Raw genomic sequence first — 22,273 nt, 5'->3', positions numbered from 1 at the left:
AGTGGGGAATCAATGTCACCATTCCAGACAGCCCCATTTCGTGTTTGAATCAGCAGTCTCGAGCCATATCGTTGGATACTTTATGAAAACAAGTCTGCGCCACTCATTCAGGCCCGCGCGTGCAGCCACCATGCCACCGGGTAAAAGCTGCGTCTTGATCGTGGAAGACCAGAGAGCCCTCTCTGAAATGCTCACCAGCATGGTCAAAAAGGCGTGGCAATGCACGGTTCTCACCGCCTACTCACTCGCCGAGGCTAACGCCCTCCTGGAACAGCACGGCCACGAAATATTCGCCGCAGTCTGCGATGCCAACCTGCCCGATGCTCCCTATGGGGAAGTATTCGAGCTGATCGCTGCCAAACACATCCCGGCCATAGCCCTGACCGGCACGATCACCAAAGATATCCGCAACATGATGACGCAGGGTCTGATCGTCGACTACGTGCTGAAAAAAGGGCTGCCCTCCTTTGAATACGCGGTGCAATGGCTAAGCCGCCTGATCCGGAACGCAGGTCTCAAAGTTCTGGTGGCTGACGACTCCCCCTCTTCGCTGGAAGTCATTCGCCGCATGCTGTCCATGCAGGGCCTCAATGTGCAAATAGCGCACAACGGGCGCGAAGCCTTGGCGGTGCTTGCTGCACAACCCGACATCAAGCTGGCCCTGATCGACTACAACATGCCGGTGGTGGACGGTTTCGAATTCGTGACAGAAGCCCGCCGCACCATGGGCAAAGAGCGCCTCGCCATCATCGGCATTTCCGGGGAAGACCACTCCGACATTTCGGCACGCTTCCTGAAGCACGGGGCCAACGACTTCATGTCCAAGCCCTATTCGTTCGAGGAAATGACCTGCCGGGTCAACCAGAACCTCGAGATGCTGGAGCTAGTTGATCGCTTGCATCACCTGGCCAACGTGGACTCTCTGACCGGCCTCTACAACCGGCGACATTTTTTCGAGCAAGGCGGTGTGCGCCACGGTTTTGCCAAAAACGCGGCGCAGCCGGTGGTGGTTGCCATGCTGGATATTGACCACTTCAAATCGATCAACGACCGTTTCGGACACGCCAATGGCGACATCGTGATCCGTTTTGTTGCAGACTACCTGCGAAAACACTTCCCGGACGCCCTGATCGCCCGCATTGGCGGTGAAGAGTTTGCGCTGTTCAGCGAATCCCACACCGTCGAGCTCTTGCGGCCTAGGCTCGATGCGTTCCGGGAGCTGTTGCCCCTCAACGCTGCCGAAGGCATGCCGGAAGAAATCAAAGTGACGATCAGTATCGGTATCCACGGCGGGCACGATGACGACTTGAACGCCCTCCTCCATGTGGCCGACCAACGCTTGTACGAGGCAAAGGCCCAAGGGCGGAATCGCCTGGTGGGTTGATTCAGCTGGGCCGGTATATAATCATCGGCTTTGCTGACAACATCCTCCAACACAAGGAATATTAATCATGGCATCTGGTAAACCCAAGAAAAAGAACCCGCGCCTGGCGTCGGGCCGTAAACGCGTCCGTCAGGACATCAAAATCAATGCAGCAAACACTTCTTTGCGTTCCAAATACCGCACCGCGGTGAAGAACGTGGAAAAGGCAGTTGTGGCCGGTGACAAGACCAAAGCCGCAGAATTGTTTGCCAAGATGCAAGCCGTGGTGGACACCGTGGCTGACAAGGGCATCTTCCACAAGAACAAGGCAGCACGCGATAAGAGCCGTTTGGCTACCAAGGTGAAAGCCTTGGCACTCGCAGCCTAATCACTTAGGCAATCGCACGGACCTTGGCAACAAGGTTCGCCGTTTGTAAGGGTGCGCTGTCAGCAAAAACAAAAAAGTCGTTCATCTGAACGGCTTTTTTGTTTCTGTCGTCAGGACAAAAAAATTATTCGGAAGCTGCCGGACGAGCGGCGGGCGCAGCAGGCGCCTCGGGGCGGGTCTCGCTGACTTGCAACTCGTTGTCACGGGCAAAGTTCAGGCAAAAATCCCAAGCCATGACGTCGTAGTCCCGCAGGTCGGGGTGCACGATGACGCATTTCACCTGCCCGATCGAGGTGGGCACGCACCATGGCGAGTAGCCCAGATGGCTACCGCGGGTGGCGCCGCCGGGGCGGAATTGGCTCATCACGCCGGCCAGACGCTCCGCCCAGTCACTGGGGCGAAAGGTCTTGCCTTGCCGCGTGATTCCCAGGATGTAGAGTTCTTTTGGAGGAGTGGTAGCCATCAGTGCGTGAAAAATTTCAGGGGGTTCGCCCACCGGTTGATCACGGTGCTGCGACGCACAAGAATTCTACCCGCTCCGCTGTCATGGAGATGACAAACCAGCTATGCCGACGCGCATCAGTGTGATGTGGATTTGTCACGAAACCGCCATGCCCAGTGCGCCTAAAATCAGGCTTCAACGGCCCGACTGGCCTTTGCATCAGTCGGGCCGATCTGTTTTGTAGCCACCACCGGAGTTACCGCATGACCGCCGCCACTGTTACCACGCCGTCTTCACCCCACGTGATGAACACCTACGGCCGACTGCCCATCGCCCTGAGCCATGGACGAGGCTGCCGCGTGTGGGACGTGAACGGCAAGGAATACCTGGACGCCCTGGGCGGCATCGCGGTCAACACCCTGGGCCACAACCACCCCCAACTCGTGCCCGCTTTGCAAGACCAGCTGACCAAGCTGATCCACACCTCCAACTACTACCACATCCCCCTGCAGGAAGAGCTGGCCAAGCTGCTGGTAGAGCGCTCGGGCATGACGAATGTGTTTTTCTGCTCCACCGGCCTGGAGGCCAACGAAGCCGCCCTGAAGCTGGCCCGCAAGTTCGGCCACGACAAGGGCATTGAGCGCCCTGAAGTGGTGGTCTATGAAAAGGCTTTCCACGGCCGCTCTATTGCCACCCTGAGTGCTACAGGCAACCCCAAAGTGCAAGCCGGCTTCGGCCCGCTGGTGGAGGGGTTTATCCGCGTGCCGGTGAACAACATTGACGCCCTCAAAGCTGCGACCGAAGGCAACCCCAATGTGGTGGCGGTGTTCTTTGAAGCCATCCAGGGCGAAGGCGGCGTGAACCCGATGCACATGGACTACCTGCGCGAGGTGCGAGCCCTGTGCGACCAGCGCGACTGGCTCTTGATGATTGACGAAGTGCAGTGCGGCATGGGCCGCACCGGCAAGTGGTTTGCCCACCAGTGGGCCGGCATCCTGCCCGACGCTGATGCCGCTGGCCAAGGGCCTGGGCTCCGGCGTGCCGGTGGGCGCCGTGGTGGTGGGCCCCAAAGCGGCCACTATCTTCCAACCCGGCAACCACGGCTCCACCTTTGGCGGCAACCCGCTGTCCATGCGCGCAGGGGTCGAAACCATCCGCATCATGGAGGCCGATGGCCTGATTGCCAATGCCGAGAAGGTGGGCGCTCACCTGAAAGCCGGACTCGAAGCCGCCCTGAAAGCCGAGATTGCCAACGGCGGCGTGAAAGAAGTGCGCGGCCAGGGCCTGATGCTGGGTGTGGACCTGTCCAAGCCCTGCGGTGCCCTGGTGCAACGCGCGGCGGATGGTGGCCTGCTGATCAGCGTGACCGCTGACAGTGTGGTCCGCCTGGTGCCGCCCCTGGTTTTGAGCACCGCCGAGGCCGACGAGATCGTCGCCATCCTTGCACCCCTGATTTCCGCTTTCCTGAAGGAAACCGCATGAGCCCCCTGAACAACGGAATCCCCAGCACCCTGCCCCAAGGGGCGCCGCCAGTGCGGCACTACCTGCAGTTTGACGATTTCAGTGCCGACGAATACGCCTACCTGCTGGAGCGCACCGCCTTCATCAAGGCCAAGTTCAAGCGCTTTGAGCGGCACCACCCGCTGGTAGACCGCACGCTGGCCATGATCTTCGAGAAGGCGTCCACCCGCACCCGCGTGAGCTTTGAGGCCGGCATGTACCAGCTGGGCGGTAGCGTGGTGCACCTGACCACCGGCGACAGCCAGCTCGGCCGCTCCGAGCCTATTGAGGACAGCGCCAAGGTAATCAGCCGCATGACCGACATTGTGATGATTCGCACCTACGAGCAAAGCAAGCTGCAAGCCTTTGCCGCCAACTCGCGGGTGCCCGTCATCAACGGCCTGACCAATGAGTTTCACCCCTGCCAGATCCTGGCGGACATCTTTACCTACATCGAGCACCGCGGCCCCATCCAGGGCAAGACCGTGACCTGGGTGGGCGATGGTAACAACATGGCCAACACCTGGCTGCAGGCGGCTGCCAAGCTGGGTTTCCACTTGCGCGTGTCTACCCCCAGCGGCTATGAAGTTAATGAGAAATTGGCCGCTAGCGCAGGCGGAATGGGCGCGGGCAGCTATAAAACTTATAGCGATCCGATGGAGGCTTGCCAAGGCGCCGACCTGATCACCACCGATGTGTGGACCAGCATGGGCTACGAGGCTGAAAACGAAGTCCGCCGCAAAGCCTTTGCCGCTTGGTGCGTGGACCGCAAGATGATGGCCGTGGCCGCGCCCAACGCCATCTTCATGCACTGCCTGCCCGCCCACCGTGGCGAAGAGGTAGAAGCCGAGGTCATCGACGGCCCGCAAAGCGTGGTGTGGGATGAAGCCGAAAACCGCATGCACGTGCAGAAGGCGCTGATGGAGTACCTGCTGCTCGGCAAGCTCTAACCCCCCACGACGGCGTGCAACCTCGCAGGTGCATGCCGTCGCTGTGCGGCATTAACGCATCAGGTCTTCAATCGCATCCACCACGATGCTGGTGCCAATGGCGATCAGCAGAATATCGTTGGCCACCCGAACGTATTTGTAGCCGGCCGGCGGCAAGCCGATGCGCACAGATATGTCCCGTGGCAGCGGGTAGAAAACCACATCCCTCGGAAGCGCCTGGCCACGCGACCACTTCTTGGCCTGGCCGGGTGGCTGGCATCCATTGTTCTTTTTGGCCAAGCCGGGCGGGCATTTGCCCTTGGCCTGTTGGGCACCGTAGTAGTCCTGCGCGGCGCGGCGTTGGTCGTCGCCAAAGTAGCTGCCCACCCGGATCTCTATCGAGCCCCCTTGCTGATTTTGGGCATGGGATTCTTCTTCGTGCTTGCCCTTACCTTTGCCCGCCCACTCCGGTTTGGCGGCCCATGCGGCGCAACTCACAACAGAGAAAACCAAGCCCAGGGTTGTGGCCCGAGCCCATGCGCGTACCACAGGCGAACGATGTTTCATGACGAATCCTTTTGTGTTTGCAGTGGGTTTACTGTGAACGGAATGGTAAACCGGACCTAGTCCAAGGGAACCGGCAGATCCGCCATCTGGCCTTTGAATTCTTGTAACGAGAAGTGCGACTGCACTTGCCGCACGCCCGGCAAGCGGTGCAGCTTGCGTTGCAACAGCTCGGAATAGTGGTCCAGGTCACGCGCCACCAGTCCCACCAAAAAGTCGGCCTGACCCGAGATGGCGTGGAACTGCACCACCTCGGGAATCTCGGACACCGCCTGCACAAAGGCCTGTGACGAAGCTTCGTTTTGGTGGTCAATGCCGATCAACACAAACGCCAGCACGCTGTAGCCCAGCGCCCGCCGGTCCAGCGCGGCGTGGTAGCCCTTGATGGTGCCGGCATCCTCCAGCTGCTTGACGCGCCGCCAGGTGGGCGACTGCGACAAATGGGCCATCTGCGCCAACTCGCCGGAAGTGAGGCGCGCGTTGTCTTGCAAGGCCCGCAAGAGGAGCCGGTCGGCTTTGTCAGTCACTTGCTGCATGAATTTTCCAATTTCTTTAGTCAAAAGACTAACTTAGTCTAATTTTTTGAACTCAGTGATTAAAACTTATCACCCCAAGGATCTCAACACATAATTTCTCAAAACAACCCTCCTCGAGACACCATGAGCACTACGCCCTTGACCCTGAACGACTGCCGCGCCCGCGACGCCGCAGACACCTTGCACCCTTTGCGCGAGCTGTTTGATATTCCGGAGGGCGTGATCTACCTCGACGGCAACTCGCTGGGCGTGATGCCCAAGACTGCCGCTGCCCGCGCAGCTGAGGTCGTCACCCAGGAATGGGGCCAAGGCCTGATCCGTTCCTGGAACACTGCCGGCTGGTTCAACCTGCCCCAACGCTTGGGCAACCGCATTGCCCCGCTGATCGGGGCAGATGCGGATGAAGTGGTGGCCACCGACAGCACCTCCATCAACCTGTTCAAGGTCTTGTCTGCTGCCTTGTCGATCGCCGCGCAGGACGCGCCGGAGCGCAAGCTCATCGTGAGCGAGCGCAGCAACTTCCCTACCGACCTCTACATCGCCGAAGGCCTGTGCAAAGAGCGCGGCTACACCCTGAAGCTGGTGGAGCCTGAAGAGATTGCTGCCGCACTCACCGCCGACGTGGCCGTGCTGATGCTCACCCACGTGAACTACCGCACCGGCGCCATGCACGACATGCCCGCCGTGACCGCCGCTGCCCACGCCGCCGGCGCGCTGATGGTGTGGGACTTGGCTCACAGCGCGGGCGCGGTGCCGGTAACCCTCAAAGCCTCGGGCGCCGACTTCTCGGTGGGCTGCGGCTACAAATACCTGAACGGCGGCCCCGGCGCGCCAGCCTTTGTGTGGGTGAACCCCAAACACGCCGACCGCTTCTGGCAGCCCCTGGCTGGCTGGTGGGGCCACGCGGCACCTTTTGCCTTCACGCCCGATTACCAACCCGCCCCCGGCATCACCCGCTACCTGTGCGGCACCCAGCCCATCGTCAGCATGTCGCTCTTGGGTTGCGGTCTGGAGGGCTTTGAGGCGGCCGAGAAACTGGGCGGCATGACGGCCCTGCGCGCCAAATCATTGGCGCTGACCGACCTGTTTATCCAGCTGGTGGAAGAGCGCTGCCAAGGCTACGGCCTCGGTTTGGCCACCCCGCGTGAGCATGCCCAGCGCGGCTCGCAGGTGTGCCTGACCCGCGAGCACGCCGCCGGTGGTGCCTTGGGCTCCGGTGCCTTTGCCATCGTGCAAGCGCTGATTGCGCGTGGCGTGATTGGCGACTACCGCGCAGGCGATGGTGGCATCCACAAAGACATCCTGCGCTTTGGGTTTACGCCGCTGTACATCGGGTTTGAAGATGTGTGGAACGCGGTGGAGCATCTGCGCCAGGTCTTGGAAACTGGCGAGTGGCAAAAGCCCGAGTTCAACCAAAAGCACGCGGTGACCTGATATGAGCAACACCACCTCTGGCTGCCCGATGCACGGCGGGGGCGCCCCCACCGCGGGCGAATCGATCGTCGCTGAAGAAAAAGCCCAGCTCGACTTCAGCAACTCCATGAGCTATGGCGACTACCTGCAGATCGACACGATTTTGGGTGCGCAGAAACCACTGTCGCCCACGCACGACGAGCTGCTCTTCATCATCCAGCACCAGACCAGCGAGCTGTGGATGAAGCTCATGCTGCATGAGCTCACTGCCGCTATGGCGCACATTGCGCAGGACGACCTGCCACCCGCCTTCAAGATGCTGGCGCGCGTGAGCAAGATCATGGAGCAGCTGGTGCACGCCTGGGACGTGCTGGCTACGATGACGCCGCCTGAGTACACCGCCATGCGGCCCTACCTGGGCCAGAGCAGCGGATTCCAGAGCTTTCAGTACCGCTGCATCGAGTTCTCGCTGGGCAACAAAAACGCCGCCATGCTCAAGCCCCACGCCCATGCGCCCGAGCGGCTGGCGCTGGTGCAAGCGGCATATGAAGCGCCGTCTTTGTACGACGAGGCCCTCAAGCTCATGGCCCGCCGCGGCATTGCCGTGCCTGCTAGCCACCTGCAGCGCGACTGGACCCAACCCTACGCCGCCAGCCCTGAAGTCGAAGCCGCCTGGCTGCAGGTCTACCGCGACCCCAAGGCCCACTGGGACCTGTACCAACTGGCCGAAGAGCTGACTGACTTGGAAGACGCCTTCCGCCTCTGGCGCTTCCGCCACGTCACCACTGTGGAGAGGGTTATCGGCTTCAAGCGCGGCACCGGTGGCACCGGTGGCGTGAGCTACCTGCGCAAGATGCTGGACGTGGTGCTGTTCCCCGAGATCTGGACGCTGCGCACGGCGCTGTAGGCCAATTACAAGCCAAATAGGCCGCTAGCGCACGTGGAATATGCGCTAGCAGCTATCAAATAAATAGCAATCCACTGCTACTCAAGCGGACTGGCGCCGTGCCGGCTCGCGCTGGTGCAAGAACTTGGTGAGCAAGTCACGCGGCGGCGCCATGCCTATGCCCTTGAGCACCTGCCCCACATTGCCACGGTGGTACGAGCCGTGGGCCAACACGTGGAAGAGCATTTCCTCCCGCGTCATGCGGCCGCCATCCCCATCGGTGAACTGAAAACTCAGGCTCTCGGCCAGCGCAGCTTCACTCAGGCCCGCCACATAGGTTTCAAACCAGTGGTCTGTCTCGGCAGCGGCGAAATGCAAGTCGCCCAGTGCGGGAGTTTCGTCGGTGTTGGTCTGGGTGTAGCCATGCGCCTCGCCCAACAAATGGGCGCAGAAGATGCGGTCCACCACATAGATGTGGTTCAGCGTGCGGGTGGCCGTGTGCAGCGGCTCGGCATGCTGCACCGGGTTCACCAGATGCATGGCATCAAACAACTCGGCATTGGCCCACGTTTTCTGGGCGAACAGGGTTTTGAGGATGGCGAGGGACATGGCGGGCTCCGGTGTAAGGGGCTGTGGGGTGCTGGTAATTATGGGTTGTGTCGCCGTCTCATCGACGTCCCAAGCTACAGAGTGCTGGCCCCTGACGAATGACCATCTTCTGAAAGGGAAATTTCATGCAACTAAAATAGTTGCATGAAACAGAATAGCCAACTTTCAGACATCCTCCACGTGCTGCTGCACATGGCCGAGGGCGAAAGCCCCGCCACCTCCGAGGCGCTGGCCGCCGCCATGCAGACCAACCCCGTGGTGCTGCGCCGCCTGATGGGCGGCCTGCGCGACGCCGGGTTTGTGGTGTCGGCTAAGGGCCACGGCGGCGGCTGGGTGCTGTCGTGCGACATGGACCGCATCACCTTGGGCGATGTGTACCAGGCGCTGGGCGCGCCGCCGCTGGTGTCGCTGGGGTTTAGGGAAGACCGGCCCACCTGCCTGGTGGCCCAGGCGGTGAACGACGCACTGGCCGGCGCCGCCCAAGAGGCCGAGGCCCTGCTGCTCAAACGCTTTGGCGCCGTCACCCTTGCCACGCTGTCAGCCGACTTTCACCGCCGTATGGCGCAGCACAAGGCATCGGGCCACACAAGCCATACCAGCCACCACCACCATCTGAAGGAACACACCGCATGAAGCACATCGACTTTGCAGTCATCGGCGGCAGTTACGCCGGCCTGTCTGCCGCCCTGCAACTGGCCCGTGCGCGCCGCAACGTGCTGGTGGTAGACGCCGGCCAGCGCCGCAACCGTTTTGTAGACGCGGCGGGTGAAACATCCCACGGCTTCTTGACGCAAGACGGCCGCCCGCCCGCCGAGATTGCCGCCGACGCCCGCGAGCAGCTCATGAACTACCCCAATGTGGAATGGATGCACGGCACCGCAGAAGACGCCCGCGTGGCAACTGATGGGCGGCTGGAGTTCCGCGTGGGCACGAAGGCCATCAGCGCCCACCGGCTCATATTGGCCACCGGCGTCCGCGACGAGCTGCCCCCAGTGCCCGGCCTGGCCGAGCGCTGGGGCCGCAGCATCTTCCACTGCCCGTATTGCCACGGCTACGAGATGAATGCCGGCCCCATCGGCATCATCGCCGCGTCGCCCTTGGCGTTACACCATGCGTTGATGCTGCCGGACTGGGGTAGCCCCACCCTCTTCCTTAACGGCGCCTACACGCCAAGCGACGAAGACATGGCTACCATCGCCCGCCGTGGCACGCAGGTGGAGCCGGTTTTGATAAACCGCATAGACGGCCATGCCGATGTGATGCTGCGAGACGGCCGCACTCTAAGCATGAACGGCCTGTTCACCCAGCCGCGCACGCTGCTGGCCAGCCCCGTGGCCGAGCAACTGGGCTGCGCGCTGGAAGATGGCCCTATGGGCCTGTTCATCAAGGTGGATGACTTCAAGGCTACTAGCGTGCCGAATGTGTTTGCGTGTGGCGATGCGGCGCGGGCGGCGGGGAACGTGACGCTAGCCGTGGCGGATGGGGCGATGGCTGGGTTTGGGGCGCATCGGGCTTCGATGATCTGAGGTGCATACAAAACAGATCACCACACCTTTTACAAATCCGAATGAAGTAACTACTTTGTATCCGGTTTCGCAAAATGGGAAACCACAGTTAAGACTCTTGTGAATACCGCTTCGCCGCCTTCTCATATGCAATAAGAGCACTACGCTGAAGCGAGGACCAACGCTCACTCCCACCAGGTGTCGTATTGGCAAATGCTTCTGCAACCAATGGGTTCTTGCCCCAATGGTGAACTACCGCCGCGACATTCTCCTTTGCATGAAGATGAAGTGACTGGGCATCCTCAATGTAGCCGGCCTTCCACTCGGCGAGTCGCTTCAACCCTTCTGCACTGGCAGGTGAAGCGTTGTACATCTCAAGCTCTGCCTGCTTAATCTGGTTGTACAGCCCCGCCAAATATGACCATTGCGCAGAGAATCTTGCGTACAGCGCTGCATAGACTGCACCTGTAGCGGCTGCAAACCACGGTGCGATTTCTATCAGCTGAGTTCGAAAAGCCGTCCAGGACACTTGGTCAGTTAGATCCGGATCAATCAAGTTCCTCAACAAAAGCGAGATGCAGGTTAGTTCAATTGCGACGACAAGCGAACGAAGAAGAATCAAAGCTCCACCATTTGAACCATTCTGGACAAGTAGCCATTCTCCGGAACCGTAGTAAACAACAGTTTCCCATCCTCTCTTGAATAAACTAGATTCACCACTCATCTGAGATTTCCAGATAACTACTTGATGCCACTATCAACGGCTTGCGCATTAGCTTTCGCACCGTTCGCAGATACCGTCTTCAGGGCTTTGGATGCTAGTTCTCTAACCTGATCCGCAAATTCAGGCACAAGACTCATTGCATTTTTAACTATCGGCGATGATGCAAGTTCATGCCAAGGACTACCGTGCGCTTCCGTTTCAACAAGGCGCAAAGGAATTTCATCCAATCGCCCCAAAGCGGAAGACAAAAGTCGTGCTTCCATATCTTTGTCAACTCGAGCAGCTTCACGGCGAAATCCCTCGTATGCACGCGAGACTGACGCTTTGAATGCGTAGTCCTCTGCCAACCTAAAGCGCTGTCCAATCTGCTTAGTAGCAAGCCAACCGAACCAAACAGGTGCTCCCACAGACAACAACGAAAGCAAGAGGTTCAAAACAACTAGAGAAGTGGTCGCTGTCGGCTGTTTGGACAATTCAGAGAGAGCATGAAGTTGAGTAGATCCAAAATAGCTTCCCGCGCACAGCGACACCACCAAGCCTGCAACCCAGATCCACATAGACTTTGACAATACACCGGACCGTTCGGAAAACGCCGCAGCTAAGCCAACACTTGTCGCCGCAGAGTATGCGGTTTCACACCGCTCCAATACTGATTTCGCGTCGTCTGCGCTCTGTCGAAGTTTCTCGTCCAGAGTGTTCGCCTCACCACGAAGTCCCTCAATGTGGCCGTAATCTTTGGTTGCATCTCGGAGCAAGCTATCTAGCTTATCTCGGGCTTCTGCAAGAGATGCCAAATCGGTCGGCAATTGATCTGCGGCATCGTGCGCATTTTCAATTCGCGAAACCATATTTGCCAAAGTAATGGTGCGTGGCTCAAGCTCTTGCAGTCGAGCTTCCATGCTTCGTACTTGAGCCGTTAGCTTGCGAAGTTTGACCACTGTCGCTGCATGATCATTTGGCAAAAGTACAGTAGTTAACTCCTTTCGCAAACCTTGAAGAGTGAACATATAGGTGGGAACACCTGCAGCGGAGTTTCCCCAAATATTCGGAACTGTATTTCCGTGGAGAAATTTGATCCGACGAACGTAGTCCAGCAACACATCTTCGGCCTGGCCCAGGTTATCGCCACCACACTGATCAATTAGATCGATCAATGACTGGGCTTCAGCAGCCAAATCCTCACTCGTGAGACCGGGAAAACTCCAGTTCGCGTGAGCGATCCCAAAAGGTTGATCGGCTGGAATAGTGGCCTTGACTTGTGCAACAACCTGTTCGAGCTGCTTTTGAAGTGCCTCCAATGTTTCATGCATTTTTGTACCTCCCATATATTTTGATCGACACACTTTATCTCATCAACGACAGAAGGCATGAACATGAAACTCACGCTTCTTCTGAATAAGGAGTTAACTATTCACTAAATAGCGCCCCTCATTTCGTCCCTCACCAAAGCACTCCCCGTATTCGTCCTTGAAGCTCCTTCGCACCACCACGCAAAAAGAGTCCTCATGACGATCATCTGTTTCATCCGCTACGAAATCGCCTCCTTCCAGAAAGACCAGTTCACCAGCTACGCCAACGACTGGGCCCGTATCATCCCCCGCCTAGGTGGGCATTTGCTGGGCTACTTTGTGCCGCATGAGGGCAGCAACTACGAGGCGTAGGGGTTGATCTCTTTCTCCAGCATTGCGGCATATGAAGCCTACCGCCAGCGCCTGCGTACGGACGAAGAGGCACAGGCCAACGCATCATGGCTGGCTGCGCCGCCACGCGAGCGAACGCGCGCTGGAGGTCACACTGCTGGGGCGCAAGCACTTGGTGGAGCTACTGCCATCAGTCAACGCGTTATGAATGAAATTGACCTCTGGTGCTCACCGAATGTGCGCGAGCAGCTATTCATTTGATAGCATGTAGATTCTCTCCAAGCCCCCACAAGGACCCCACATGCAAGCCGTTATCTACGAAGCCTTCTCCGCCCCGCCCCGTCTGCAAACCGTGCCGGACCCGACGCCGGAGACGCATGGCGTGGTCGTGAAGGTGCAGGCCACGGGCGTGTGCCGCAGCGACTGGCATGGCTGGGTGGGGCATGACACTGACATCGTGCTGCCTCACGTGCCCGGCCACGAGTTGGCGGGCACAGTTGAGGCCGTGGGCAAAGACGTGACCCGCTGGAAGGTGGGCGACCGCGTGACCGTGCCCTTTGTGGGCGGCTGCGGCAGTTGCCCGGAGTGCCACTCGGGCAACCAGCAGGTGTGTGAAAAGCAGTTCCAGCCCGGCTTCACGCACTGGGGCTCGTTCGCGCAATACGTGTCCATCCACAAGGCAGACCTGAACCTCGTGGCTCTGCCCGAGACGCTGGACTTTGCCACCGCTGCCAGCCTAGGCTGCCGCTTTGTGACCTCATTCCGAGCGGTGGTCGATCAGGGCAAGACCTCTGCGGGCCAATGGGTGGCGGTGCACGGCTGTGGCGGCGTGGGCCTCTCGGCCATCATGATTGCCCACGCGGTGGGCGCCAATGTGGTGGCCATCGACATCTCGGAAGACAAGCTCGCCATGGCCCGTGCCATGGGCGCGGTAGCCACGGTCAATGCCACCCAGGTGCCCAACGTGGTCGAAGCGGTGATGGAGATCACGGGGGGCGGCGCGCATGTGTCGCTGGATGCGCTGGGCCACCCCACTACCTGCTTCAACTCCATCAGCAACCTGCGCCGGCGTGGCAAACATGTGCAGGTGGGGCTGATGCTGGCCGAAAACAGCACACCGGCCATCCCCATGGCCAAGGTTATCGCCCATGAGCTGGAGATTTTGGGCAGCCACGGCATGCAAGCCCACCGCTACGGCGCCATGCTCGACATGGTGCGCACCGGCAAGCTGGCGCCTGAAAAGCTGGTGGGCAAAAAGATCAACCTGCAGCAGTCCATAGATGCGCTGATGAACATGGACAAGTTCGAGGTAGCCGGCGTGACCGTGATTACGGAGTTCTGAAGCGGCAGCCCCCTGCGGGTGCGTCATCGCACAGACGCTAGCGCATAGCCCCTCGCACACTGGCGACACATAGTCACAGTCCTAAGGGGGGTTCCATGCCTATTGCAGTGGCAACCACTCCCACGCCCGCAGCGCCGCCAGATAGCGCTGCACCGCCAGACACCTCAGGCCGCGCAGCGGTTTTCACTGCCAAGACCTTGGCCAAAACCTATGACATGGGTGAGGTCAAGGTGCTGGCGCTCATCGATGTGGACCTGACGATTTACAAGGGTGAATTTATTGTGCTGCTGGGCGCCTCGGGCAGCGGCAAATCCACCCTGCTCAACATTCTTGGGGGGCTGGACCGCCCCACCAGCGGCACCGCCCAATTCGAGGCCCAAGACCTGACCCACGCCACCGACGACGAGCTCACCCAGTACCGGCGCGAGCATGTGGGCTTTGTATTCCAGTTTTACAACCTGATTCCCAGCCTGACGGTGCTCGAGAACGTGGAGCTGGTCACCGACATTGCCAAAAACGCGATGCCGGCCCTGGAGGCGCTAACCCTGGTGGGCCTGGCGGAGCGGGTGGATCACTTTCCCTCGCAACTCTCGGGGGGCGAGCAGCAGCGGGTAGCCATTGCCCGCGCGATTGTCAAAAAACCCGAGGTCTTGCTGTGCGACGAGCCCACCGGCGCGCTGGACTACCAAACCGGCAAGCTGGTGCTGGAGGTGATAGCCCGTATCAACCGCGAAATGGGGACCACCGCCATCGTGATCACCCACAACGCGGCCATTGCCGGCATGGCCGATAGGGTGCTCTACCTGGGTGGCGGGCGGATCGAGCGCATCGCGCAGAACGCGCACAAGGTGGCGCCGTCGGAGCTGGCATGGTGAGCCCCACCCCATGACCACCCTGGACCGCAAGCTGCTGCGCGACCTGCGCCTGATGTGGAGCCAGGCGCTCACCATTGCGCTGGTGGTGGCCAGCGGCGTGGGCGGGTTTATTACCAGCTTTAGCGCGTTTGATTCTTTGTCGTGGTCGCGCGATGTGTACTACGCAGAGTCGCGCTTTGCGGATGTGTTTGCCACCCTCAAAAGCGCCCCGCTGGCGCTGGTGCCCCAGCTGGCTGCTATCGAGGGGGCTGCGCACCTGCAAACCGCGCTGGCGCATGTGGTGCCCTTGGGTATTGCCGGGGTGACAGACCCGCTGGCAGGCCAGCTCATCGGGCTGGACCTGCTCGCGCCACAGGCCTTGAATGTGGTCGTGGTTAAAAGCGGGCGCATGGTGGCGGCACACACCAGCGGTGCCCTGGAGGCACTGGTGTCTGAGGCCTTTGCCGAGGCCCACCAGCTCAAGGCGGGAGACGAAGTTACCGCGCTGATTAACGGCACCCGTGAGCGCCTGCGCTTGGTGGGCATAGGGCTGTCGCCGGAATACGTGTTTGCCGGCTTAGGCGGCTCGCCAGACCAGCGGGGCTTTGGCGTTTTTTGGGTAGACCGCCGCGCGCTGGCCACGGCCTACAACATGGAGGGCGCCTTTAACCAGGTGTCGGTGCGGCTGAGCCCCGGTGCCAGCGAGGGTGCTGTGATTGCCCAGCTGGACCGCCTGCTGGCGCCGTACGGGGGCATCAGCGCGCACGGGCGCAACCAGCAAATGTCGGATGTGATTTTGAGCTCTGAGATCAAGCAGCAACAGGTACTGGGCACCGTGTTGCCCAGCATCTTTTTGGCAGTGGCTGCGTTTTTGCTCAATGTGGTGCTGGGCCGCCAGATTGCCACCCAGCGCGAGCAAGTGGCTGCGCTCAAAGCGCTGGGCTATGGCAACACGGCCATTGGTTGGCACTACCTTAAATTGGTGCTGGTCATTGTGTTGCTGGGCCTGGCCTTGGGTGTGGCACTCGGTGCGGTGCTGGGCCATGGCTTTGTGGGCTTGTATGCCAAGTCTTTCCGCTTCCCGACGCTGCACTACCGCATGGCGCCAGAGCTGGTGGTGGTGTCGGCGGCGGTGGCGATAGGGGCAGCCGTGTTGGCCACGCTCAGCGCCATTCGGGCCACGGTGCTGCTGGCACCGGCTGAGGCCATGCACCCGCCCGCGCCCGGCATTTACCGGCCGATGCTGCTGGAGCGCTGGGGCTTAAAAAACTGGTTTTCACCGCCCTTGCGCATGGTGCTGCGCACCATGGAGCGCCACCGTCCGCGCACCCTTTTCACCACACTAGGCGTGGCCATGGCCATGTCGACCGTGATCACCGGTGCCTTCATGCGCGATGCGGTGGTGGTGCTGATGGACACCCAGTTCAGCCAGGTGCTGCGGGGCGATGTGTCCATCAACTTGGTGGAAGCCACGCCCGCCCGGGCCTTGCAGGCTGCGGCCCACCTGCCCCATGTCACCGCGGTGGAGGGCGCGCGCAATGTGGCGGTGCGGCTGGTCAACGCCAATGCCCACCACCGGGGCGCCATTCAGGGCAAAGCCGAAATGCCTGAGCTGTTTCGCATTGTCAACATGGAAAAACAGGCACTGGCTGCGCCGCGCCATGGGCTGCTGTTGACCGACCGGTTGGCCGACAAGCTGAAGGTGCAAAGAGGCGACTTGCTGCGGGTCGAGCTGCAAGAGGGCCGCCGGGAGGTGGTGTATTTGCCGGTCACCGGCACGGTGCACGAGCTCTTGGGCATGAACGCCTATATGGAGCGCCGCGCACTCAATGCGCTGCTGCACGAGGGCGATATGGTCAACCAGCTTATGGTGAGCGTGGAGCGGGGCCATGAGCCCGCGTTTCTGGAGCGCCTGAAAGACCTGCCCCGTGTGGGTGTGGCCATCAGCAAGCGGGTCATGGCCCGCAATATCAACGACGTGACGGCCCGCAACATCCTGATGTTCAGTGTGGTGCTGACGGTGTTTGCCACCATCATTGCCGTGGGTGTGGTCTACAACAACGCCCGCATTGCGCTTGCAGAGCGCGCCTGGGAGCTGGCCAGCCTGCGGGTGCTGGGCTTTACCCGGACCGAGGTGTCGGCCATTTTGCTGGGCGAACTGGGCATTGAGATCGTGCTCGCCCTGCCGGTGGGCATGGTCTTGGGCTACCTGATGGCGCTGGGCATTGTCACCATGATCCGCAGCGACGAGTTTTCTTTCCCGTTTGCGATTCAACCCGCCACTTATGCGTTTGCCGTGGTGTGTGTGCTGGTAGCAGGCGGGGTGAGCGCATGGATCGTGCGCCGGCGCATTGACCAGCTGGATCTGGTTGGTGTGCTCAAAACCCGCGAATGAACGCACTCCCCCCAGCCCGGCTCGCTCCTTTGGAATCCCCATGAAAAACAAACTGATTTTTGCAGCACTGGCGCTGCTGCTTGTGGCCGGGCTGGCTTGGGCGTTTTGGCCCAGCCCGCCCGAGGTCGAGGTAGCCAGCGTGACCCGGGGGCGGTTTGAGCGGGCGGTGCAAGAAGACGGCAAAACCCGGGTGCGCGAACGCTACATCGTCTCGGGCACGGTGGCGGGCCACTTATCGCGCATTCAGCTGGTGCAGGGTGACAGCGTGGCACGGGGTGCAGCTGTGGCCACTATCTCGCCGCTGGCCCCTGCCCTGCTGGATGCCAGAAGCCAGGCCGAGCAGGCTGCACGGGTAGGCGCCGCCGAGGCAGGTGTGGCACAGGCGCAAGCCAGGGTTGCGGCGGCCAGCGTCGCACTGGCCCAGAGCCAGCAAGACGGGTTGCGCAACGCTGCCCTGGTGCGCCAAGGCTTTGTGTCGGCGGCCCAAGGCGACACAGTGCGCTTGGCCGAGCAACTGCGCACCACCGAGCTGCAGGCCGCCCAGCAGGCACAAACCGCCGCCCGCTTTGCCCTGGAGCAAACCCGTGTGCCGCTGCGCCCTCTTGGCACCGCGGGCCCGGCCGGCAGCAGGATGGGAGTCGTGGTGACTTCGCCCGTCGCGGGCAAGGTGTTGAAGGTTTTGCAGCAAAGCGAAGGGGTGGTGCTCGCCGGCACCGGCTTGCTAGAAGTGGGTGACCCTGCGGCGCTGGAAGCGGTGGTCGACATCCTGACCGAGGAAGCCGCCCAAGTGGTACCCGACACGCCGGTGCAGTTGCTGAATTGGGGCGGTGCTGGTGTGCTGCAAGGCAAGGTGCGCTATGTGGAGCCTGCAGCATTTACCAAAGTGTCTGCACTGGGGGTGGAGGAGCAGCGGGTGAATGTCATTGTGGACATCACCACGCCGGCCGCAACCTGGCGCGGGCTGGGAGATGGCTTCAAGATAGATGTGCGGGTGCTGGTGCAGGTGGTGGACGATGCCCTGATGGTGCCGGTGAGTGCACTGTTCCCCATTGGCTCGCGGTCGGGCGTGTTTGTGCTCGATGGCGACCATGTGCGCCTGAGAGAGGTGGTGGTGCAAGCCCGCAATGGCACCCACGCCTGGGTGCCCGAAGGCCTGCCCCTGGACACCCGCGTGGTGGTGTACCCCGATATCAAACTCCAAGACGGTGCCAAGGTGAAAACCCGGCGCCCGGGCTGAACGCTGATGAACTACGTCGACTACTACGCTGCTCTGGGTGTTCCGCGCGATGCGGACTTGGCTGCCATCAAAAAAGCCTACCGCGCCTTGGCGCGCCAGCACCATCCGGATGTCTCCAAAAAACCCGGCTCGGAAGAGAAATTCAAAAACGCCGCGCTGGCCTATGCCACCCTCAAAGACCCCGAAAAGCGCGCCCTCTATGACCAACTAGAGCGCCAGAACGACGGTGCCACCATGGCCCCACCAGCGCGCGGATTCAGCGGCTTTGACTTTGGCCGGGAAATGCCCGACTTTGCGGGCATGGACCTCTCAGACCTGCTCCATGCCATGGGCCGGGAACAACACGCCAAAGCCCCCCGCAGACCCCCCGGGCCCCAGCGCGGCCGGGACCGTGAAAGTGCGGTCACGCTCACGCTGGAGCAAGCCGCACAAGGCTGCACGCTCGCGCTCGTGATTCCCGCAACCGGGGGCACGCGCGAGATCGAGGTGCAAATTCCGCCCGGTGTGCACGCCGGCCAGCGGGTGCGGCTGCGTGGCCAGGCAGACCCCGGCACGGGTGGCGCAGCCGCCGGGGATTTGTACTTGCATGTGCAATGGGAGCCGCACCCCCGCTTTCGGGTGGATGGGGATGACCTGTACTTCGACCTGACTCTGGCCCCCTGGGAGGCAGCCTTGGGCGCGGAGGTCAGCGTTGAAACGCTATCGGGCGCGGTGCTGCTGACTGTGCCCGCCGGCACCAGCAGCGGCAAACACTTGCGGCTGCGTGGCCGGGGCATGGCCAGCGGCACCAAGGCCGCCAAGGCCCATGGCGATATGTATGCCGTGGTGCGCATTGCGGTGCCGCCCACCACGAGTGCCGCCGAGCGCCCACTCTGGGAGCAACTGGCGCGAGAAAGCCACTTTGACCCGCGCCCTGCCTAGGCTCAAAGAATTTTGAGTGCCTTGGCCTGCGCGGTCAGCTCGTCGCGGAACTTGGGGTGCGCAATGGCGATGAGCGCTTGCGTGCGCTGCTTCATGGACTTGCCGCGCAGCTGGGCCACGCCGTACTCGGTGACCACATAGTTGATATCGTTTTTGCTGGTGGTGACATGGGTGCATGGCGACAGCGAGGGCACGATGCGGGAGATGGTGTCGTCCCTGGCGGTGGACGGCAGCACGATGAAGGCCTTGCCCCCCTTGGACCGGTTGGCTGCGCGCACAAAGTCCGACTGCCCGCCGGTGCCCGAATAGGGCGCGTAGCCCAGGCTCTCAGAGCCGCATTGGCCCAAAAAGTCGATCTGCAAGGTGGCGTTGATGGCCACCAGGTTGTCGTTCAGACCGGCAATGGCCGGGTCGTTGGTAAACTCGACCGGGTGCATCTCCAGCCCCGGGTTGCGGTGCATAAAGCGGTAGAGCTTGGCCGAACCCAGACCGAAGGTGGCCACCATTTTGCCGGGCATGAAGTTCTTGCGCCGGTTGGTCACGGCGCCGGCCTCCACCAGCGTCATGATGCCGTCGCCGATCATCTCGGTGTGGATGCCCAGGTCTTTTTTGCCGGTGAGCTGCATCACCACCGCGTCGGGGATGCCGCCATAGCCGATCTGCAGGGTGGAGCCATCGTCAATCAAATCGGCCACGTATTTGCCGATGGCTTGCTGCACAGGCCCGATCTTGGGCAGGCCCACCTCAAGTACCGGGGCGTCGCTCTCCACCAAGGCCGCCACCTGCGAGATGTGCACATGGCAGTTACCAAAGGCGAAGGGCACGTGGGGGTTGACCTCCAGCACCACGGCGCGGGCTTTTTTGACAGCGGCCATGGTGTAGTCCGCACCCAGGCTTAACGCAAAGAAGCCGTGCTCATCCATAGGCGATGCCATGGCGAAAACCACATCCGCAGCGATCTGCCCCCGCTCGATTTGCGCTGGAATTTCGGAAAAGTAGTTGGGGATGAAATCAATCCACCCCTCTTGCCCGCCGGCCCGTGTGGCCCCGCCGAAAAAAAAGGCCACGTGGCGCACATGCTCGGTGGTGGCGGGGTCGATGTAGCCGTACTTGCGCATGGCCAGAATCTGGCACACCTTCACATCGCGAAAGCTCTGCCGCTGCTCCGACAGCGCGGTGAGCAAACTGGGGGGCTCACCCACACCGGTGGGGACGATGATGGTGTCGCCATCACGCACCTGACGGATGGCTTGGTCGGCGGATGTGCGCTTGTGTTCGTAAGACTGCTGGTGCGTCATGAGGGCCTGCCTGAAGGGGTAAAGATGATGAATCCATCGATTCTTCGCCCCGTAACTGACGCAGTGCTTGCCCCACGCCTTATGCACACCATTTACAAGCCGAATCGACCGCTAGCCCACATAAAAACTGCGCAACCAGCTATTTATTTGATAGCAATCAAGGGGAACAACGGATCGTCCATGACCGCGCCATCCTGCAGGCGGTCCGCCAAACCGGCAAAGGGCGGCGAGGTGCGCCAATTGCGCACGGCGTGGCGGGCATCGTCGCCCAGGTAGCGGGCAGAGAACACGCGGCGGCGCGTGCCCGGCCCAACCCCACGGCTGGCGTGCAGGGCCAGCATGTGGAAGGCCACCGCATCGCCCGGCTCCAGCGCCCAGGCAAGTTGCTCAAACTGCTCAGGCTTCGCATCGATGGCAGGCAGCTCGGCCAATGTGCCCTCAGGGAACCACTTCGCCTGCTGATCGCGGAAGGTGCGCGGCATGTACCAGGTGCCGGCGTGTGAGCCGGCCACAAAGCGCAGCGTGCTCGCCAGGGGCACGGGATCTACCGGAATCCAGAAGCTCACGTTCTGCCGGCCTGCCACGTTGTAGTAAGGCTGGTCTTGGTGCCAGGGGGTGGGCTGGCGGGTGCCCGGCTCTTTGACCAACAGGTGGTCGTGGTAGATGCGCACTATGTCGCTCTGCATCAGCTGCGCGGCGAAAAAGGGCAAGGCGCTGTGCTGCATGACAGCGGCGTAGTCGGGGTTGTGCTGCCAGGTGCAAAAGTCTTCGACAAAGCGGCCGGGGTCTTCGGGCTGGCTGGCCACCAAAGCGAGCGGACTCAGGTGAGCCAGGTTGTGCTCAATGCCGCGCTCCAGCTGCGCCACCTCAGGGGGCGTGAGCACCCCGCGCAGCACCACCGCGCCAAAGCGCGCGTAATCGTGAACAGTCTCGGGCGGCAAGGTGTAGCGCATGGCGTGCAAGCGAGTGGAAATTGCCAAACGGTTTATCTGTCGCTACCTGCGCCCGAACCTGGGAGCCGTCAGTTAGACTGGACCAAAGGAATCAACACTATGGCAGGCGTATTTGGTAAAGACCCCAACATGAAGCGAAAAGGTAGCCGGGAGGAGCTGGACCGCATCATGGGCGAGCGAGCCCGCAACAAAGAGGCTGCAGCAGCCCTGTTCCGGCTCAAGAAGCCGGCAGCTCCAGCCCCCCAAAAGACAGAGCCGCCCAAGTCCTGACCCTGCGCATCAAGCCGCCCCGAGCAACGCGCCCAGCTAATTTTGAAAGCACGGGTCGGCGGTCAGCGGTTCTCGGCCATTCACTGGCTGAAAAAGCAAGGTGAGTAAAAAAATAATGGATTGGGTACCAATCGTCTTTCTTGCGTTCAAGATGCTGGTGTTCGGCACGGCCATGTTCTTTGCCATCAAGTGGCATTACGACCAAGGCAAATCAAAAAAAGAGATGCGCGTGGTCGTGCGCACGAGTGCCGTGGTGGCCGTTGTGTTCGTGCTGTTAGCCGTTGGCTTTGTGTTCGCCACGTTCACCTTTGCCAAATGGCTCGGCATCGACTTGAACTTGCCTTAGGGCTGAAAAACGTGAAAGGCCTGGCTTGGGCTATGACGCTGGATTGCGGGGGCTGCTTTGGGCCAATTGCGGGTATTGAATAACGTCAGCGTATCGGAATCGCAGCATATAGGTCAAATCACCACGCTCACTTGCCCAGACTCCAAACTCAAGTGCAA

Annotated in this window: 22 protein-coding genes and 2 pseudogenes; 16 read left to right on the top strand and 8 right to left on the bottom strand. The window is 61.0% G+C overall.

What is annotated here, in order from left to right:
* Positions 1–82 precede the first annotated feature (82 nt).
* Both RAE21_RS03885 and rpsT read left to right on the top strand, forming a co-directional pair.
* On the top strand, positions 83–1,384 hold the full coding sequence (locus RAE21_RS03885; RefSeq protein ID WP_313880231.1) for a GGDEF domain-containing response regulator: 1,302 nt from the start codon (positions 83–85) through the stop codon (positions 1,382–1,384).
* Positions 1,385–1,451: 67 nt separating this feature from the next.
* Complete coding sequence (gene rpsT, locus RAE21_RS03880) at positions 1,452–1,751, top strand: 30S ribosomal protein S20 (RefSeq protein ID WP_094478292.1); 300 nt, start codon at positions 1,452–1,454, stop codon at positions 1,749–1,751.
* 124 nt (positions 1,752–1,875) lie between these two features.
* Here rpsT and RAE21_RS03875 read toward each other — a convergent pair whose 3' ends face one another.
* The gene (locus tag RAE21_RS03875; protein WP_087494413.1) at positions 1,876–2,214 is read right to left on the bottom strand and encodes a DUF3579 domain-containing protein; all 339 of its coding nucleotides are present in this window, start codon (positions 2,212–2,214) and stop codon (positions 1,876–1,878) included.
* A 242-nt stretch (positions 2,215–2,456) separates the two neighbouring features.
* On the opposite strand from RAE21_RS03875, the pseudogene RAE21_RS03870 reads away from it, so the two are divergent.
* Both RAE21_RS03870 and argF read left to right on the top strand, forming a co-directional pair.
* A pseudogene (locus tag RAE21_RS03870) lies at positions 2,457–3,675 on the top strand (acetylornithine/succinylornithine family transaminase).
* Positions 3,672–4,643: an ornithine carbamoyltransferase gene (argF, locus tag RAE21_RS03865; RefSeq protein WP_313880230.1), complete on the top strand. Its 972-nt coding sequence runs from the start codon at positions 3,672–3,674 to the stop codon at positions 4,641–4,643. Before RAE21_RS03870 ends, argF begins: the two are co-directional and overlap by 4 nt.
* A 51-nt stretch (positions 4,644–4,694) precedes the next feature.
* Here argF and RAE21_RS03860 read toward each other — a convergent pair whose 3' ends face one another.
* Both RAE21_RS03860 and RAE21_RS03855 read right to left on the bottom strand, forming a co-directional pair.
* Positions 4,695–5,189 carry a hypothetical protein gene (locus RAE21_RS03860; RefSeq protein ID WP_313880229.1) on the bottom strand — a complete coding sequence of 165 codons (495 nt, stop codon included), beginning with the start codon at positions 5,187–5,189 and terminating at the stop codon, positions 4,695–4,697.
* A gap of 56 nt (positions 5,190–5,245) precedes the next feature.
* The gene (locus tag RAE21_RS03855) at positions 5,246–5,722 is read right to left on the bottom strand and encodes an Lrp/AsnC family transcriptional regulator (RefSeq protein ID WP_313880228.1); all 477 of its coding nucleotides are present in this window, start codon (positions 5,720–5,722) and stop codon (positions 5,246–5,248) included.
* Between the two features lie 123 nt (positions 5,723–5,845).
* Between RAE21_RS03855 and kynU the strand changes: the two genes are divergently transcribed.
* Positions 5,846–7,156, top strand: coding sequence for a kynureninase (gene kynU, locus RAE21_RS03850; RefSeq protein ID WP_313880227.1), 1,311 nt, complete (start codon positions 5,846–5,848; stop codon positions 7,154–7,156).
* A gap of 1 nt (position 7,157) precedes the next feature.
* On the top strand, positions 7,158–8,042 hold the full coding sequence (kynA, locus tag RAE21_RS03845) for a tryptophan 2,3-dioxygenase (protein WP_313880226.1): 885 nt from the start codon (positions 7,158–7,160) through the stop codon (positions 8,040–8,042).
* Between the two features lie 81 nt (positions 8,043–8,123).
* Here kynA and RAE21_RS03840 read toward each other — a convergent pair whose 3' ends face one another.
* Positions 8,124–8,630 carry a DinB family protein gene (locus RAE21_RS03840; protein ID WP_313880225.1) on the bottom strand — a complete coding sequence of 169 codons (507 nt, stop codon included), beginning with the start codon at positions 8,628–8,630 and terminating at the stop codon, positions 8,124–8,126.
* 144 nt (positions 8,631–8,774) lie between these two features.
* Between RAE21_RS03840 and RAE21_RS03835 the strand changes: the two genes are divergently transcribed.
* Together RAE21_RS03835 and RAE21_RS03830 are read left to right on the top strand one after the other, a co-directional pair.
* Entirely contained in the window at positions 8,775–9,263 is a 489-nt protein-coding gene (locus tag RAE21_RS03835) for an Rrf2 family transcriptional regulator (protein ID WP_313880224.1), read from the top strand.
* Positions 9,260–10,156: an NAD(P)/FAD-dependent oxidoreductase gene (locus RAE21_RS03830; protein ID WP_313880223.1), complete on the top strand. Its 897-nt coding sequence runs from the start codon at positions 9,260–9,262 to the stop codon at positions 10,154–10,156. Before RAE21_RS03835 ends, RAE21_RS03830 begins: the two co-directional genes overlap by 4 nt.
* 88 nt (positions 10,157–10,244) lie before the next feature.
* Here RAE21_RS03830 and RAE21_RS03825 read toward each other — a convergent pair whose 3' ends face one another.
* Both RAE21_RS03825 and RAE21_RS03820 read right to left on the bottom strand, forming a co-directional pair.
* Complete coding sequence (locus tag RAE21_RS03825) at positions 10,245–10,859, bottom strand: hypothetical protein (protein ID WP_313880222.1); 615 nt, start codon at positions 10,857–10,859, stop codon at positions 10,245–10,247.
* Between the two features lie 17 nt (positions 10,860–10,876).
* Complete coding sequence (locus RAE21_RS03820) at positions 10,877–12,169, bottom strand: hypothetical protein (protein ID WP_313880221.1); 1,293 nt, start codon at positions 12,167–12,169, stop codon at positions 10,877–10,879.
* 195 nt (positions 12,170–12,364) lie between these two features.
* On the opposite strand from RAE21_RS03820, the pseudogene RAE21_RS03815 reads away from it, so the two are divergent.
* The 6 genes and pseudogenes from RAE21_RS03815 to RAE21_RS03790 all read left to right on the top strand — a co-directional run.
* A pseudogene (locus tag RAE21_RS03815) lies at positions 12,365–12,601 on the top strand (NIPSNAP family protein); the annotation flags it as partial.
* 199 nt (positions 12,602–12,800) lie between these two features.
* Entirely contained in the window at positions 12,801–13,841 is a 1,041-nt protein-coding gene (locus RAE21_RS03810) for a zinc-dependent alcohol dehydrogenase family protein (protein ID WP_313880220.1), read from the top strand.
* Positions 13,842–13,936: 95 nt separating this feature from the next.
* A complete protein-coding gene (locus tag RAE21_RS03805) occupies positions 13,937–14,716 on the top strand; it encodes an ABC transporter ATP-binding protein (RefSeq protein WP_428983965.1) in 780 nt (259 codons plus the stop codon).
* A 10-nt stretch (positions 14,717–14,726) separates the two neighbouring features.
* Complete coding sequence (locus RAE21_RS03800; RefSeq protein WP_313880219.1) at positions 14,727–17,090, top strand: ABC transporter permease; 2,364 nt, start codon at positions 14,727–14,729, stop codon at positions 17,088–17,090.
* Positions 17,091–17,130: 40 nt separating this feature from the next.
* The gene (locus RAE21_RS03795; protein WP_313880218.1) at positions 17,131–18,327 is read left to right on the top strand and encodes an efflux RND transporter periplasmic adaptor subunit; all 1,197 of its coding nucleotides are present in this window, start codon (positions 17,131–17,133) and stop codon (positions 18,325–18,327) included.
* A 6-nt stretch (positions 18,328–18,333) separates the two neighbouring features.
* On the top strand, positions 18,334–19,248 hold the full coding sequence (locus RAE21_RS03790) for a DnaJ C-terminal domain-containing protein (protein WP_313880217.1): 915 nt from the start codon (positions 18,334–18,336) through the stop codon (positions 19,246–19,248).
* Positions 19,249–19,250: 2 nt separating this feature from the next.
* Here the strand turns inward: RAE21_RS03790 and RAE21_RS03785 are convergent, their stop codons facing one another.
* Positions 19,251–20,546: an acetyl-CoA hydrolase/transferase family protein gene (locus RAE21_RS03785; protein ID WP_313880216.1), complete on the bottom strand. Its 1,296-nt coding sequence runs from the start codon at positions 20,544–20,546 to the stop codon at positions 19,251–19,253.
* 143 nt (positions 20,547–20,689) lie between these two features.
* Positions 20,690–21,499, bottom strand: coding sequence for a phytanoyl-CoA dioxygenase family protein (locus RAE21_RS03780; RefSeq protein ID WP_313882645.1), 810 nt, complete (start codon positions 21,497–21,499; stop codon positions 20,690–20,692).
* A gap of 99 nt (positions 21,500–21,598) precedes the next feature.
* Between RAE21_RS03780 and RAE21_RS03775 the strand changes: the two genes are divergently transcribed.
* Together RAE21_RS03775 and RAE21_RS03770 are read left to right on the top strand one after the other, a co-directional pair.
* The gene (locus RAE21_RS03775; protein WP_313880215.1) at positions 21,599–21,769 is read left to right on the top strand and encodes a hypothetical protein; all 171 of its coding nucleotides are present in this window, start codon (positions 21,599–21,601) and stop codon (positions 21,767–21,769) included.
* 115 nt (positions 21,770–21,884) lie between these two features.
* The gene (locus RAE21_RS03770; RefSeq protein WP_428983964.1) at positions 21,885–22,115 is read left to right on the top strand and encodes a hypothetical protein; all 231 of its coding nucleotides are present in this window, start codon (positions 21,885–21,887) and stop codon (positions 22,113–22,115) included.
* Positions 22,116–22,273: the final 158 nt, after the last annotated feature.

The organism is Rhodoferax potami (assembly GCF_032193765.1).
Lineage (GTDB): Bacteria > Pseudomonadota > Gammaproteobacteria > Burkholderiales > Burkholderiaceae_C > Allorhodoferax > Allorhodoferax potami.
This window is presented reverse-complemented; position numbering and strand designations above follow the sequence as displayed.

Bases quoted from the DNA above. Each gene is read 5' to 3' on its own strand.
- RAE21_RS03885 (WP_313880231.1), top strand. From the start codon at position 83: ATGAAAACAAGTCTGCGCCACTCATTCAGGCCCGCGCGTGCAGCCACC.
- rpsT (WP_094478292.1), top strand. From the start codon at position 1,452: ATGGCATCTGGTAAACCCAAGAAAAAGAACCCGCGCCTGGCGTCGGGC.
- RAE21_RS03875 (WP_087494413.1), bottom strand. From the start codon at position 2,214: ATGGCTACCACTCCTCCAAAAGAACTCTACATCCTGGGAATCACGCGG.
- argF (WP_313880230.1), top strand. From the start codon at position 3,672: ATGAGCCCCCTGAACAACGGAATCCCCAGCACCCTGCCCCAAGGGGCG.
- RAE21_RS03860 (WP_313880229.1), bottom strand. From the start codon at position 5,189: ATGAAACATCGTTCGCCTGTGGTACGCGCATGGGCTCGGGCCACAACC.
- RAE21_RS03855 (WP_313880228.1), bottom strand. From the start codon at position 5,722: ATGCAGCAAGTGACTGACAAAGCCGACCGGCTCCTCTTGCGGGCCTTG.
- kynU (WP_313880227.1), top strand. From the start codon at position 5,846: ATGAGCACTACGCCCTTGACCCTGAACGACTGCCGCGCCCGCGACGCC.
- kynA (WP_313880226.1), top strand. From the start codon at position 7,158: ATGAGCAACACCACCTCTGGCTGCCCGATGCACGGCGGGGGCGCCCCC.
- RAE21_RS03840 (WP_313880225.1), bottom strand. From the start codon at position 8,630: ATGTCCCTCGCCATCCTCAAAACCCTGTTCGCCCAGAAAACGTGGGCC.
- RAE21_RS03835 (WP_313880224.1), top strand. From the start codon at position 8,775: ATGAAACAGAATAGCCAACTTTCAGACATCCTCCACGTGCTGCTGCAC.
- RAE21_RS03830 (WP_313880223.1), top strand. From the start codon at position 9,260: ATGAAGCACATCGACTTTGCAGTCATCGGCGGCAGTTACGCCGGCCTG.
- RAE21_RS03825 (WP_313880222.1), bottom strand. From the start codon at position 10,859: ATGAGTGGTGAATCTAGTTTATTCAAGAGAGGATGGGAAACTGTTGTT.
- RAE21_RS03820 (WP_313880221.1), bottom strand. From the start codon at position 12,169: ATGCATGAAACATTGGAGGCACTTCAAAAGCAGCTCGAACAGGTTGTT.
- RAE21_RS03810 (WP_313880220.1), top strand. From the start codon at position 12,801: ATGCAAGCCGTTATCTACGAAGCCTTCTCCGCCCCGCCCCGTCTGCAA.
- RAE21_RS03805 (WP_428983965.1), top strand. From the start codon at position 13,937: ATGCCTATTGCAGTGGCAACCACTCCCACGCCCGCAGCGCCGCCAGAT.
- RAE21_RS03800 (WP_313880219.1), top strand. From the start codon at position 14,727: ATGACCACCCTGGACCGCAAGCTGCTGCGCGACCTGCGCCTGATGTGG.
- RAE21_RS03795 (WP_313880218.1), top strand. From the start codon at position 17,131: ATGAAAAACAAACTGATTTTTGCAGCACTGGCGCTGCTGCTTGTGGCC.
- RAE21_RS03790 (WP_313880217.1), top strand. From the start codon at position 18,334: ATGAACTACGTCGACTACTACGCTGCTCTGGGTGTTCCGCGCGATGCG.
- RAE21_RS03785 (WP_313880216.1), bottom strand. From the start codon at position 20,546: ATGACGCACCAGCAGTCTTACGAACACAAGCGCACATCCGCCGACCAA.
- RAE21_RS03780 (WP_313882645.1), bottom strand. From the start codon at position 21,499: ATGCGCTACACCTTGCCGCCCGAGACTGTTCACGATTACGCGCGCTTT.
- RAE21_RS03775 (WP_313880215.1), top strand. From the start codon at position 21,599: ATGGCAGGCGTATTTGGTAAAGACCCCAACATGAAGCGAAAAGGTAGC.
- RAE21_RS03770 (WP_428983964.1), top strand. From the start codon at position 21,885: ATGGATTGGGTACCAATCGTCTTTCTTGCGTTCAAGATGCTGGTGTTC.